We start from the raw sequence: 12726 nt of genomic DNA on the forward strand, positions 1-12726 counted from the left end.
ATCTGCTCGACCGGCTGCTCGAATTCAGCATGCCGCACCTGGTGGCGGTGCCGATCCTCGTGCCGATGCTCACGGCCGCGCTCATGCTGCTGCTGGGCGAGAACCGCCGGCGCGCCAAGTCGGCACTGAGCGTGGTCTCAGGCCTTGTCGGCCTGCTGGCCGCGCTGGCGCTGCTGCGCTGGGTGAACGCACCCGACACCGGCGGCGGACCCGGCTCCATCGGCGTCTACCTGCCGGGCAACTGGCGCGCGCCCTTCGGCATCGTGCTGGTGGCGGACCGGCTCTCGACCATGATGGTGGCGCTCACCGGCGTGGTCGCCTTCGCCGCGTCGATCTACTCCACCTCGCGCTGGGACCGCGCGGGCGTGCATTTCCACCCGTTGCTGCAGCTGCAGCTCATGGGCCTGAACGGCGCCTTCCTCACGGGCGACCTGTTCAACCTGTTCGTGTTCTTCGAGGTGATGCTCGCGGCTTCCTACGGCCTGCTGCTGCACGGCTCGGGCCGGCTGCGCGTGCAGGCGGGGCTGCACTACATCGCGATCAACCTCGCGGCGTCCTCGCTGTTCCTGATCGGCGCGGCCGTCCTCTATGGCGTGACCGGCACGCTCAACATGGCCGACCTGGGCATGCGCATCGCCGAGCTCGCGCCGGGCGACCGCGGACTGGTGCACGCGGCCACGGCCATCCTCTTCACCGCCTTCTTCGCCAAGGCCGGTGCGTGGCCGCTCAACTTCTGGTTGGTGCCGGCCTACGGATCGGCGGTCTCGCCGGTGGGCGCGGTGTTCGCGCTGCTCACCAAGCTGGGCGTCTACACGATCCTGCGGATGTGGACCGTGCTGTTCGCACCCGACACCGGCGCATCGGCCGCCTTCGGCCAGCCGGTGCTGGTGGGCGCGGGCATCGCCACGCTGTTCGTGGCGGCCCTCGGCATCCTCGGCACGCAGCGGCTGTCGAACCTCGCGGGCTTCAGCGTGCTGATCTCGGCCGGCACGCTGCTCGCCGCGGTGGGGCTGGGTCAGCCGGCCGTGTGGGCGGGCGCGCTCTTCTACATGCTGAGTTCCACCCTCGCGGTGAGCGCCTTCTTCCTGCTGATCGACATGATCGAGCGCTGGCGCAATGCCGGCATGAGCGTGGCGCCGCACGAGGCCGCGGGCAACGCGCCCTTCCTCGCCGAGGATCTGAGCGCGCTGAACGACGTGAACCTCGACGACGACGCGCAGGCGCTCTACGGCCGGGCGATCCCGGCCGGCGTCGCCTTCCTCGGCCTGAGCTTCATGATCTGCACGCTGCTGCTGACCGGCCTGCCGCCGCTGTCGGGCTTCGTCGGCAAGTTCGCGATGCTCTCGGGGCTGATGGGCGGCAGCGGCGCCATCAGTACGGCCGGCTGGACCTTCCTGGTGCTGCTGATCGCCTCCGGCTTCCTCGCATTGATCGCGCTGACCCGCACCGGCATCCGGCATTTCTGGACCCAGCCGCACGGCAACCTCCCTTCGCTGCCGGCGCTCGAGGTGCTGCCGGTGGCCGGGCTGATCGTGGCCTGCATCGCGCTCACCGTCTGGGCCGAACCGGTGCTGCGCCACGCGATGGCCACCGCCGAGGGCCTGCGCACGCCCACCGCCTACCGCGCGGCGGTGATGGAGGCACGGCAGGTGCCCAACCCTGTGCCGGCCGCCAAAGCCGAAGGAAAGGGCGCCGCGCCATGAAACGCCTGATCCCCTCCCCGCCCCTGTCCCTCGCGCTGTTGGTCATCTGGCTTCTGCTCAACCAGTCGCTCGAGGCGAGCACGCTGCTGACGGGCGCGCTGCTCGCCATCGCGGTACCGCTGCTGACCCAGGGCCTGCGGCCCGCCACGGTGCGCATGCGCCGCCCCGGCGTGGCGCTGCGGCTGTCGGCTGTCGTGCTCTACGACATGTCGGTGTCGGTGTTCGCGGTGGCGCGCGCGCTGCTCACGCGCCGCAGCGAACGCATCCAGGCGAGCTTCCTGCGCATACCGCTCGACATGCGCGACCCCAACGGCCTCGCCGTGCTCGCGATGATCATGTGCCTCACACCCGGCACCGCCTGGGGCGAGCTGGCCTTCGACCGCACGACCCTGCTGATCCACGTGTTCGACCTCGAGGACGAGGCGGCCTTCATCGAGCAGATCAAGAGCCGCTACGAACGTCCGCTGATGGAGATCTTCGAATCATGACGCCCATCCTTCTCTGGTCGCTCAAGTTCGCGCTGTTCCTGCTGGCGGTGGCCATGCTCTGCGCCGTCGCCCGCCTGCTCATCGGCCCCTCGGCGCAAGACCGCGTGATGGCGCTGGACTGCCTCTACATCAACGGCATGCTGATGATGCTGGTGCTGGGCATCGTCTACGCGAGCGACGTGTACTTCGCCGCCGCCATGCTGATCGCGCTGTTCGGCTTCGTGAGCTCGACGGCGATGGCCAAGTTCCTGCTGCGCGGGGAGGTGATCGAATGAACGATTTCATCGCGGGCCCGCTGCCGCTGTGGGCCCAGATCGTCACCGCCGTCTTCGCGGTGCTGGGCGCGGCCTTCGCCGCCATCGGCTCCTTCGGCTTGGTGCGGCTGCCGACCTTCTTCCGCCGCATCCACGCGCCCACGCTGGGCGCCACCGGAGGCGTGTGGTCGATGACGGTCGCGACCATCGTGTATTTCTCCGCGCAGGGCCACAGCCTCGCGTTGCATGCGGTGCTGATCGTGCTGTTCGTGGCGCTCACCACGCCGGTCACCACCATCTTCCTGATGCGCGCCGCGCTGTTCCGCGAACGGCAGAAGAACGGCGACGTGCCGCCGCCGTCACCTTCGGACCAGGGGCCGATCCCGCCCTACGAGGGCTGATCGAAAGAAGACTGCGGCGAAGTCACGCGGCCAGCAGCCGCGCCTTGGCCTGCGCCACTTCCATCTCGCGCGGCAGCATCACCGCGTTCTTCACCGCCAGGATCTCGGCCATCACGCTCACCGCGATCTCCGGCGGCGTCTTGCTGCCGATGTAGATGCCGATCGGCCCGCGCAGCCGCGCGAGCGACTCGTCGGTCTGGTCGAAGTGCTCGATCATCCGCTCGCGCCGCGCGTCGGCATTGCGGCGCGAACCGATGGCGCCGACGTAGAAGGCCTCGCTCTGCAACGCCTCGAGCAGCGCGAGGTCGTCGAGCTTGGGGTCGTGCGTGAGAGCGACCACGCAGCTGCGGCGGTCGGGCCTGAAGGCGGTCACCGCGTCGTCGGGCATCTCTGTCGTGATCTGCACGCCGGGCAGCGACCACGCGGTGCGGTACTCGGCGCGCGGATCGCACAGCGTGACCGCGAAGCCGCTGAACTTGGCCATGGTGGCCAGGTACTCGGCGAGCTGGCCGGCACCGATCAGCAGCATGCGGTACTCGGGGCCGAAGGTGTTCGTCAGCTCGGTGTCGTTCACCGTGAGTTCGTCGGGGGCGGACGCTTCGGCGATCCGCACGGCGCCGGTGGCGAGCGTCACCGTTCGCTGCATGAGCCGGCCCTGCTCCAGCTGCGCCACCAGCAGTTCGAGCGAACCGGCGTCGGGCGCATATTCGAGCAGCAATTCCAACGTGCCGCCGCAGGGCAGTCCGAAACGGTGCGCCTCGTCGGCGGTGATGCCGTACTTCACGAGCGCGGGCGGCGCGCCCAGCGGCACGTCCTCGCCCTTGCCGTGGGCATGGCTGTAGCGCGCGATCAGGTCGTCCTCGATGCAGCCGCCGGAGACCGAACCGACCATCGCGCCGTCCTCGGCCAGGGCCATGATCGAGCCCACAGGGCGAGGCGACGAGCCCCATGTACGCACCACCGTCGCCAGCAGCGCGCGCTTGCCTGCACGCCGCCAGTCGCGCAGCGTGCGCAGCACCATGACGTCGAGGTTTTCCATTGCAGCGAACTCCGAAGCCTCAGGCGGCGTCGCCCGGTGCGGCGGGTGCGTCCTTGTCGTCCTTCTTGCCGAGGCCGATCTTCTTCATGAGGCCGAACATCATCCCGGCCTTCTCGGCCGGTGCCTCGGTGGCTTCCGCGACAGGTTCGGGCGGCGGGCCGTAGCGGCTCTGCATCTCGGCCTCGAAGCGCTTGAAGAAATCGTCGGCCGTGGACTTCGCCGCGCCGTCGATCAGGCGCTGGCCGAGCTGGGCGATCTTGCCGCCTACCTGGGCCTGCACGGTGTAGTCGAGCTCGCATCCCGCTGCCGGGGGCGGCGATGCGGCCTCCGCCTCGTGCGCGACGGCAGCATCCGAAGCCGCGGCTGCCGCTTCGGCTACCACCGGCTTGAGCGTGACGCTCGAAGATCCCTTGGCGAATCCGGCCACGCCACCCTGCCCTTCGAAGCTCAGCTTGTAGCCGTCGGGCGCCACGATGTCCGACAGCAACACCTTGCCGTTGAACTTGGCCGAGACCGGGCCGATCTTGACCGCGAGCGCGACGCTGTACTGGTTGTCGCCCGTGAGCTCGAACTTGTCGCAGCCGGGAATGCACTTCTTCAGTGTTTCCGGGTCGTTGAGCGCTTCCCAGGCCTGTTGTTGGGTGACGCCGAGGCGGCGGTTTCCGAGCATTTCCATGGTGGGTTTCCTTTGTCGTCCTTCCCGGGCGCCGCTAGCGGCCGGACCGCATCAGGGCGGCCAGGCTCGCGGCGAGCTGTTCGAGTGCGCTGAGATTGTGAACCGCCAGCATCGCGTCCGCTTGCCGGTGCAACACGGCGGCCCCACGCGCCAGAGGGGCGTAGCCCTCGAAGCGCAGCAGGGGGTTGAGCCACAGCAGGCGGCGCGAATGGCGCTTGAGCCACAGCAGCTCCTGCTCCAGCTGCGAGGGTTCGCCGGTGTCGAGGCCGTCGCTGATCACCAGCACCAGCGTGCGGCGGCCGGTCAGGCGGCGGGCATGGGCGCGGCGCAGTTCGGCCAGGGAAGCGCCGAGCCGGGTGCCGCCCGCGAAGTCGTCGATGGCGAGGCTGGCGGCGCCCAGCATGGCGTCGGTGTCGGCCAGCCGGAAGGCCGGTGTCAGGTCGGTCAGGCGAGTGCCGAAGGCGAACACGTCGCGCCGCCCCGCCCGCCGCGTCGCGGCATGGAGAAAGGCCAGCAGCAGCCGTGCATACCGCTCCATCGAACCGGAGACGTCGACCAGCACCAGCAGCGGCAGCGGCTGATCGCGCCGGGCGAGCCGGGGCAGCCGCATGATCTCGCCGCCCGTGCGCGCGGCCTCGTGCAGCACGCCCGGCCAGTGCATGCGCGCATGCTGCCGGCCCGCGTCGCCGGCCACCCGCAGGCGGCGCGACGGCAACTCCGGAATTGGCAGCCGGATGTCGCGCGAGAGCCGTTCGACCAGCCTGTACTCGGCGGCGCCCAGCGCGTTGAAGTCCGCATGCTGCAGGCGCTGCCGGTCGCTCGACGTCATGGCGGCATCGAATTCGATCTCGCGGTCGGGCTTCGCCAGTTCGGCCGGCCTGGCAGGGTTGCGCGGCGCGGTGAGCGCCTCGCGCACGCGCGGACGGCGCTTCGAGGGCTCGGCCTTGCCTTCGGCGCTCGGCAGCATCTGCGCGAGCAGCTTGTTGGCCAGCTCCGGATCGCGGAACCACGCATCGAACAGTTCGCGGAACACCATGCGGTCCTGCTCGCGGCTGACCATCACCGCTTCCATGGCGGCGCTCAGGTCGAGCCTGTCTTCCACGCCCACCAGCGAGGCCGCCTCGGCGGCCAGCGCGATGCGCATCGCGTCGGTGCGAACGCCCGCGCGGCGCAGCGCCCGGCCGAAGGAGGCGATGTTGCCCGCGAGCTTGCCGCTGCGGACGTCGCCAAGTTGCTGGACGCCGGTGGTGGCCATCGACAACTCACGCCTCGGGCTTGAGCAGGTCCGACGCCAGCTCGTGCGTCAGCGCGGCGACGTCGTCGCGCTGCTTGAACAAAATGCCGGCGGTATCGACCACCACCTCGGGGTCGAGCTCGACCGTGTCGAGCGCGATCAGCGCCCTCGCCCATTCGACGCTCTCGGCAATGCCGGGCGCACGCTGGAAGGCATTGGCGAATGGTGCATCGCGCAGCCGCGCGACGAAGGCCGCCACCTGGGCCGACAGCTTCTCGCCGGCCTGCGGCACCTGCGCCCGCACGATGGCCAACTCGCGCTCGCGTTCGGGATAGTCGAGCCAGTGATAGAGGCAGCGGCGCTTGACCGCGTCGTTGAGCTCGCGCGTGCGGTTGCTCGTGAGGATGGTGACGGGCGGCGCCACCGCGCGCACCGTGCCCAGCTCGGGAATGCTCACCTGGTACTCGCCCAGGTACTCGAGCAGGAAGGCCTCGAAGGGCTCGTCGGCCCGGTCCACCTCGTCGATCAGCAGCACGGCGCCCGGCAGCGGGGTCTGCAGCGCCTGCAGCAGCGGCCGGCGGATCAGGTAGTGCGGCTGGTAGACCTCGGCCTCGACATCGCGCGCCGCGCCGGTGGCCTCGGCCGCGCGCATGTGCAGCAGCTGCGCGGCGTAGTTCCATTCGTAGAGCGCTTCGCGCTGCTCCAGGCCGTCGTAGCACTGCAGGCGCAGCAGCTCTCGGCCCAGCGCCGTCGACAGCGCCTTCGCCAGCTCGGTCTTGCCGACGCCGGGCTCGCCCTCGAGCAGCAGCGGGCGCTGCAGCTTCAGCGCGAGGAAAACGGCCGTGGCCAGTCGCCGGTCGGCGAAGTAGCCGGCCTGCACGAGTCCGGCGGAGAGGGAATCGATGCTCGGGAAGATCATGGCGAAGCGTAGCGGAAGACGCGAGGCCGTCGCGTCTTCCGATGAGCAGGCAGAGCGAGCGCCCCGGGCTTCCTCAGGCCAGGGCCTTGGTGACTGCGCGTTGGGTCAGCACGCTGATCAGGTTGGCCCGGTACGCGGCCGACGCATGCAGGTCGCTGTTCAGGTCGCTCGCATCGATCTTCACGGCGGCTGCGGCAGCGGCGGTGAAGCTCTTGTTCAACGCATCTTCCAGCCCGGCGTGACGGAACACGCCGTTGCCCGCGCCGGTGACCGCCACGCGCACGCCGCTGTCGTACTGCGCGAGGAACACGCCGACCAGCGGGAAGTTCGACGCCTTCTGGCGCAGCTTCTCGTAGACGGCGCGTTTCGGAACGGGGAAGCGGATCGCGGTGATCAGCTCGTCGTCTTCCAGCGCCGTGGTGAAGAGGCCGAGGAAGAAGTCGTCGGCGGCAATCTCGCGCTTCGAAGTGACGATGGTCGCGCCCGAGGCCAGCACCGCGCTGGGGTAGCACGCGGCCGGGTCGTTGTTGGCCACCGAGCCGCCGATGGTGCCCATCGCGCGCACCTGCCGGTCGCCGATGCGCGAGGCCAGGTCGGCCAGCGCCGGATAGGAGGCTTTCACATCGGCGTTGTTCGCCACGTCAAGGTGACGCGACATGGCGCCGATGGTGATGGCGTTGCCGTTCTTCGCGATGCCGGTGAGCTCCTTGATGCCGCTCAGGTCCACGAGCTGTTCGGGGGCCGAGAGGCGCAGCTTCATCGAAGCCAGCAGGGTCTGTCCACCTGCCAGCGGCTTGGCGCCGGCGGCAACAAGTTTGGCCGCGTCGGCCACGGAAGCAGGCCGTTCGAGTGTGAAGGCATACATGGCGTGATTCCTTCTTTGTTTTATTCAAGGGTTGGCGGCTGCGGCCTGCATCGCTTCCCAGACGCGGCTGGGCGAGGCAGGCATGTCGAAATCCTTGACGCCGAGCGGCGCCAGCGCGTCGAGCACGGCATTGATCACGGCCGGCGGCGAGCCGATGGCCCCCGCCTCGCCGCAGCCCTTGGTGCCCAGCGGGTTGTGGGTGCACGGGGTGCACACGGTGTCGAGCTTGAACTGCGGGAAGTCGCCCGCGCGCGGCATGGCGTAGTCCATGAAGCTGCCGGTGAGAAGCTGGCCGGTCTCGTTGTCGTACACGCAGTTCTCGAGCAGCGCCTGGCCGATGCCCTGCACCAGCCCGCCGTGCACCTGGCCCTCGACGATCATCGGATTGATGATGGTGCCGAAGTCGTCCACCGCGGTGAAGCGGTCGACCCTGACCTCGCCGGTCTGCTTGTCGACCTCGACCTCGCAGATATAGGTGCCGCCCGGGAAGGTGAAGTTGGTCGGGTCGTAGAAGGCGGTTTCGTTCAGGCCCGGCTCCAGCTTGTCGAGCGGGTAGTTGTGCGGCACGTAGGCCGTGAGCGCCACCTGGCCGAAGGGGATCTTCTTGTCGGTGCCCTTGACCGTGAACTCGCCGTTGGCGAACTCGATGTCGGCGTCGCTCGCCTCCATCAGGTGCGCGGCGATCTTCTTGGCCTTGGTCTCGATCTTGTCGAGCGCCTTCATGATGGCCGCGCCGCCCACCGAGATGGAGCGCGAGCCGTAGGTGCCCATGCCGAAGGGCACGCGGCCGGTGTCGCCGTGCACCACGTCGACGTTCTCGACCGGAATGCCCAGCCGCGCCGCCACCACCTGAGCGAAGGTGGTTTCATGCCCTTGCCCATGGCTGTGCGAGCCGGTGAACACGGTCACGCTGCCGGTCGGGTGCACGCGGATCTCGCCGCACTCGAACAGGCCCGCCCGCGCGCCGAGCGCACCCGCGATGTTCGACGGCGCGATGCCGCAGGCCTCGATGTAGCTCGAATAGCCGATGCCGCGCAGCTTGCCCTTGCCCTCGCTCGCCGTCTTGCGCGCGGCGTAGCCGTCGACTTCGGCCAGCACCCGGGCCTTGTCCATGCATGCATGGAAGTCGCCCGTGTCGTACTGCAGCGCCACCGGCGTCTGGTACGGGAAGCTGCTGATGAAGTTGCGCTTGCGGATCTCGTCCTGCCCCAGCTTCATTTCCCAGGCGCAGCGCGACACCAGCCGCTCCAGCAGGTAGGTGGCTTCGGGCCGCCCCGCTCCGCGGTAGGCATCGACCGGCGCGGTGTTGGTGAACCAGGCATCCACCTCGACGTAGATCTGCGGCGTGGTGTACTGGCCCGCCAGCAGCGTTGCGTAGAGGATGGTGGGTACTGCCGTCGAGAAGGTCGACAGGTAGGCGCCGAGGTTGGCATCGGTATGCACGCGCAGCGCGAGGAACTTGCCCTGGCTGTCCATCGCCATCTCGGCGTGGCTCACGTGGTCGCGGCCGTGCGCATCCGACAGGAAGCATTCCGAGCGCTCGGCCGTCCACTTGATGTTGCGGTTGAGCTGCCGTGCGGCCCAGGTCAGGCACACGTCTTCTGCATACAGGAAGATCTTGGAGCCGAAACCGCCGCCCACGTCCGGCGCGATCACGCGCACCTTGTGCTCGGGCAGGCCCAGCACGAAGGCCGTCATCAGCAGGCGCTCGACGTGCGGGTTCTGGTTGGACACGTAGAGCGTGTAGTCCTCGGTGGCACGGCTGTAGCTGCCGATGGCCACGCGCGGCTCGATGGGATTGGGCACCAGCCGGTTGTTGACCAGGTCGAGCTTCGTCACGTGCGCCGCACTGGCGAAGACCGCATCGACCGCCGCCTTGTCGCCCAGTGCCCACTTGTAGCACTGGTTGTCGGGCGCCTCGTCGTGCAGGGTGACGCCGCCGGCCTTCTTCGCCGCGTCGGCCACGCTCACGAGCGCAGGGAGCACCTCGTAGTCGACCACCACCGCCTCGGCTGCGTTCTTCGCCTGCTCGACCGTCTCTGCCACCACCATGGCCACGTGGTCGCCCACATAGCGCACCTTCTTGATGGCGAGGATCGGGTGCATCGGCTCCTTCATGGGGGTGCCGTCGGGGTTGTTGATGAGCCAGCCGCAGGGCAGCCCGCCCATCTTTCCCTCGATGTCCTTGCCGCTGAAGATGCCGATCACGCCGGGCATCTTCAGCGCCTCGGCGGTGTCGACCGACTTGATGGCGGCGTGGGCGTGCGGCGAGCGCACGAAGACCGCATGGCTCTGGTTGGCCAGCGTGATGTCGTCGGTGTAGTTGCCGGCGCCGGTCAGGAAGCGGTAGTCCTCCTTGCGCCGCAGAGCCTCGCCGATGTGCGGCAGGTTCGAGAAGTCGGAAGCGCCCATGATGTCACTCCCTTCATGCCGTTGCGGTTGCCTTGACGGGGGTGCCCGAGGCCATCGCCTCGCCGCCCATCTTCACTGCCTTCACGATGTTCTGGTAGCCCGTGCAGCGGCACAGGTTGCCGTCGAGCAGCTCGCGGATTTCCGATTCGCTCGACTTGGGGTGGTGGGTGCACAGGTCGATGGCGCTCATGACCATGCCGGGGGTGCAGAAACCGCACTGCAGGCCGTGGCATTCCTTGAACGCCGCCTGCATGGGATGCATGGTGCCGTCGGCCTCGGCGATGCCCTCGATGGTGGTGATTTCGGCGCCGGCCGCCTGGGCCACCAGCACGTTGCACGATTTGACTGCCCGGCCGTTCACGTGGACGGTACAGGCGCCGCACTGGGCGGTGTCGCAGCCGACGTGGGTTCCGGTGAGGTGGAGATGCTCGCGCAGAGCGTGAACCAGGAAGGTGTTGGGAGGAGCGTCGACGGTGACCTGACGGCCGTTGACCTTGAAAGCGACCTGCATTTGGCTGTCTCCGTAAAAGGTGATGGCTGTTTCAGCAAAAGCATCTTGGATGCCGACCTTTCGCACTATCCTAGGCAAAACCCTTGACACTTGCACAGACCGCGCGAAATTCTCAAAATGAAACAGCTTGCCGTCCGGCGAGCCGGGAAAAGCATGCATACATGCGCGAAAAACCACGATGCCTGTATCAATCGTTTCGCCACCTCCTGAGCGTTCCCTGGTCATTGCCCAGGCCCGCCGCGAACTGATCGAAGGCGAGCAGTCCTCTCGTGCGCGCGGCGCCGCCTGCGTCGATTCATGGATCACCCGTTCCTGGCAGCGCTGCATCGAGGCCGGCCGCCGGCCGCAGCAGCGCGTCAGCTTCGACCCGGTGAGCCGCGCAGCCAGCTGCGACATCGCCGAGCGCAACCGGGCGCTGGTCGCGGCGGCCCGCCCGGTGATCGAGCAGCTTTCGCGCGCCATCGCCGACACCCGCTATTTCGCCGTGCTGACCGATGCCGAGGGCATCGTGGTCGACGTGGGCAACCTGCCCGACGGCACCGACGCCGCCAGCCGCTATGCGCGCGACATCGGCCGCATCGGCGTCGACCTGTCGGAGCGCGCCATCGGCACCAGCGCCATCGGCACCGCGCTGGCCGAGCAGGAATCGGTCTGGCTGCACCGTGGCGAGCACTTCTTCGACGACACCAGCGTCTACAGCTGCGCGGGCGCCCCGCTCTTCGGTCCCCGGGGCGACTGCATCGGCATGCTCGACCTGACCGGCGTGCAGGTGGCCGAACGGCCCGAACTGCGCCACCTGGCCACCCTGTCCGCGCGCAGCATCGAGAACATGCTGGTGATGCGCGAGCCCTGCGAGCTGCTGCTGCACCTGTCCTGGCCCGGCAGTTCCGGAAGCGAGGCCACCGAGGGCCTGCTGTGCATCGACGCCGTGGGCAATGTCACGGGCGCCAATGCCGCAGCCCGGCAGATGCTGCACCAGCCGCTGCCGCGCAGCGAGCACGCCCTGAACTTCAACGACCTCTTCGCTCTGCCTCTTCACATGATGTTCGACGCGGCCCGGCGCGGCGATGCGGTGCTCGAGGTACCGCTCTGGTCGGGCCTTCGGGTGCAGGTGCGGCCCCAGCGCGGAGGCAGCGGCAGCACGACTGCCGCAAACGTTTCCGACAGCCGCCCGCGGCTGCGCGACGTGGAAACCGCGCTGATCCGCAAGGCGGTGGCCGACGCGCGCGGCAATGTCGCGGAAGCGGCACGCGCCCTCGGCATCAGCCGGGCGACCGTCTACCGCAAGCTGTGGCGCGGACGGCCTGCCGGCGCACCGGATTGAGCATCCGGCGTTCAGCCTTCATTCAGCTTTTTCTTCTTCAGGCGCCGACCGGCACCTTGTCCAGGAAGCCCGTCACCGAGCGCAGCTTGCCTGCATCGATCCGCGCGAAGTCGGTACCCTGGATCAGGTCTTCGGCACCGCTCGGCCCCAGCGTCCACGAGAAGCGCAGGTGGTCGCCGTGCGCATCGGCCTTGCCCAGCAGGCTGAAGCGGAAGCCCGGGTAGCGCTGGTGCACCGCGCCGACCAGCGCGCTGATCTGCTCGTGCCCGCTGGCCTGCGCGATCGGATCGACGTAGTGCGCGTCGGCGGTCCATCCGGCTTCGATCAGCGCTGCGCGGCGGGCGGCGTCAGTCTCGTTCCAGACGGCGATGTAGCGTTGGGCAATGGCGGTGGCGTCGTGTGCGGCGGTGTTCATGATGACCATTCCTTTCGGGGTTCGGACCCGCAACATCGCGGGGTGAAGGAATGGTCGCGTCGCACGCGACTTGCGTCGATGACGTCTCAGGTCATGGAATCCGGCTGCCGTAGCGGATGCTCTTGAGCGCGCCGTTCTGGAACAGCAGCATCGTCTCGAACTGGCCCGAGCCCGGCCGGTAGGTCCACTCCTCGCTCTGGTCGCAGGTGCTGTTGTTGTTGACGATGACCGTCTTGTCCCCCGTCGAGGACGAGGGAGGCACGATCACCTGCGGGTTCGGATCGGGCTTGGCGCAGAAGCTGTCCTTGAACACCGGCTCGCCGCACTTCTGCAGGATGGTGAACTTGGAATCGCCCCTCTGCGCGAAGTCGCGATTGCAGTTGAGTGTCTGCGCCTGGGCCGGCGCGACGAACGACAGTGCGGCCAGCAAGGCGGCGGGAATGAGCAGGGATCGCTTCACGGTGTTTCCTGTGTCTTGTGCAAGC

At 68.6% G+C, this 12726-nt stretch carries 14 protein-coding genes; 5 read left to right on the forward strand and 9 right to left on the reverse strand.

What is annotated here, in order from left to right:
- The first annotated feature begins 29 nt into the window (after window positions 1-29).
- Genes EJO71_RS04085 through mnhG form a run of 4 tightly spaced genes read left to right on the forward strand, consistent with a single transcriptional unit; the run spans window position 30 to window position 2846 of the window.
- Entirely contained in the window at window positions 30-1703 is a 1674-nt protein-coding gene (locus EJO71_RS04085) for a monovalent cation/H+ antiporter subunit D (RefSeq protein ID WP_125948066.1), read from the forward strand.
- Window positions 1700-2191, forward strand: a complete 492-nt coding sequence (locus EJO71_RS04090) for a Na+/H+ antiporter subunit E (RefSeq protein ID WP_125948019.1) — start codon at window positions 1700-1702, stop codon at window positions 2189-2191. Before EJO71_RS04085 ends, EJO71_RS04090 begins: the two co-directional genes overlap by 4 nt.
- Window positions 2188-2466 carry a K+/H+ antiporter subunit F gene (locus tag EJO71_RS04095; protein WP_125948018.1) on the forward strand — a complete coding sequence of 93 codons (279 nt, stop codon included), beginning with the start codon at window positions 2188-2190 and terminating at the stop codon, window positions 2464-2466. The genes EJO71_RS04090 and EJO71_RS04095 overlap by 4 nt, the downstream gene beginning before the upstream one ends.
- Complete coding sequence (mnhG, locus tag EJO71_RS04100; RefSeq protein ID WP_125948017.1) at window positions 2463-2846, forward strand: monovalent cation/H(+) antiporter subunit G; 384 nt, start codon at window positions 2463-2465, stop codon at window positions 2844-2846. Before EJO71_RS04095 ends, mnhG begins: the two co-directional genes overlap by 4 nt.
- 22 nt (window positions 2847-2868) lie before the next feature.
- Here the strand turns inward: mnhG and EJO71_RS04105 are convergent, their stop codons facing one another.
- From EJO71_RS04105 to EJO71_RS04135, 7 genes are all read right to left on the reverse strand, one after another.
- Window positions 2869-3885 (reverse strand): XdhC family protein, encoded by a 1017-nt coding sequence (locus EJO71_RS04105; RefSeq protein WP_125948016.1) that lies wholly within the window; start codon window positions 3883-3885, stop codon window positions 2869-2871.
- Between the two features lie 19 nt (window positions 3886-3904).
- Window positions 3905-4561: a carbon monoxide dehydrogenase subunit G gene (locus EJO71_RS04110; protein ID WP_125948015.1), complete on the reverse strand. Its 657-nt coding sequence runs from the start codon at window positions 4559-4561 to the stop codon at window positions 3905-3907.
- A 34-nt stretch (window positions 4562-4595) separates the two neighbouring features.
- Window positions 4596-5816 (reverse strand): VWA domain-containing protein, encoded by a 1221-nt coding sequence (locus tag EJO71_RS04115; RefSeq protein WP_125948014.1) that lies wholly within the window; start codon window positions 5814-5816, stop codon window positions 4596-4598.
- A 7-nt stretch (window positions 5817-5823) separates the two neighbouring features.
- Window positions 5824-6714 (reverse strand): MoxR family ATPase, encoded by an 891-nt coding sequence (locus EJO71_RS04120; protein WP_125948013.1) that lies wholly within the window; start codon window positions 6712-6714, stop codon window positions 5824-5826.
- Between the two features lie 73 nt (window positions 6715-6787).
- On the reverse strand, window positions 6788-7579 hold the full coding sequence (locus EJO71_RS04125; protein WP_125948012.1) for a xanthine dehydrogenase family protein subunit M: 792 nt from the start codon (window positions 7577-7579) through the stop codon (window positions 6788-6790).
- Between the two features lie 24 nt (window positions 7580-7603).
- Entirely contained in the window at window positions 7604-9991 is a 2388-nt protein-coding gene (locus tag EJO71_RS04130) for a xanthine dehydrogenase family protein molybdopterin-binding subunit (RefSeq protein ID WP_125948011.1), read from the reverse strand.
- 13 nt (window positions 9992-10004) lie between these two features.
- Window positions 10005-10502, reverse strand: coding sequence for a (2Fe-2S)-binding protein (locus tag EJO71_RS04135; RefSeq protein ID WP_125948010.1), 498 nt, complete (start codon window positions 10500-10502; stop codon window positions 10005-10007).
- 178 nt (window positions 10503-10680) lie between these two features.
- Between EJO71_RS04135 and EJO71_RS04140 the strand changes: the two genes are divergently transcribed.
- Window positions 10681-11826, forward strand: coding sequence for a helix-turn-helix domain-containing protein (locus EJO71_RS04140; protein ID WP_125948009.1), 1146 nt, complete (start codon window positions 10681-10683; stop codon window positions 11824-11826).
- A gap of 37 nt (window positions 11827-11863) precedes the next feature.
- Here the strand turns inward: EJO71_RS04140 and EJO71_RS04145 are convergent, their stop codons facing one another.
- Complete coding sequence (locus EJO71_RS04145; RefSeq protein ID WP_125948008.1) at window positions 11864-12241, reverse strand: nuclear transport factor 2 family protein; 378 nt, start codon at window positions 12239-12241, stop codon at window positions 11864-11866.
- Between the two features lie 91 nt (window positions 12242-12332).
- Entirely contained in the window at window positions 12333-12701 is a 369-nt protein-coding gene (locus tag EJO71_RS04150; RefSeq protein WP_164546771.1) for a DUF2845 domain-containing protein, read from the reverse strand.
- Window positions 12702-12726 lie beyond the last annotated feature (25 nt).

Origin of the sequence: Variovorax sp. 679, from assembly GCF_003952185.1 — a bacterium.
Taxonomy (GTDB): Bacteria; Pseudomonadota; Gammaproteobacteria; order Burkholderiales; family Burkholderiaceae_C; genus Variovorax.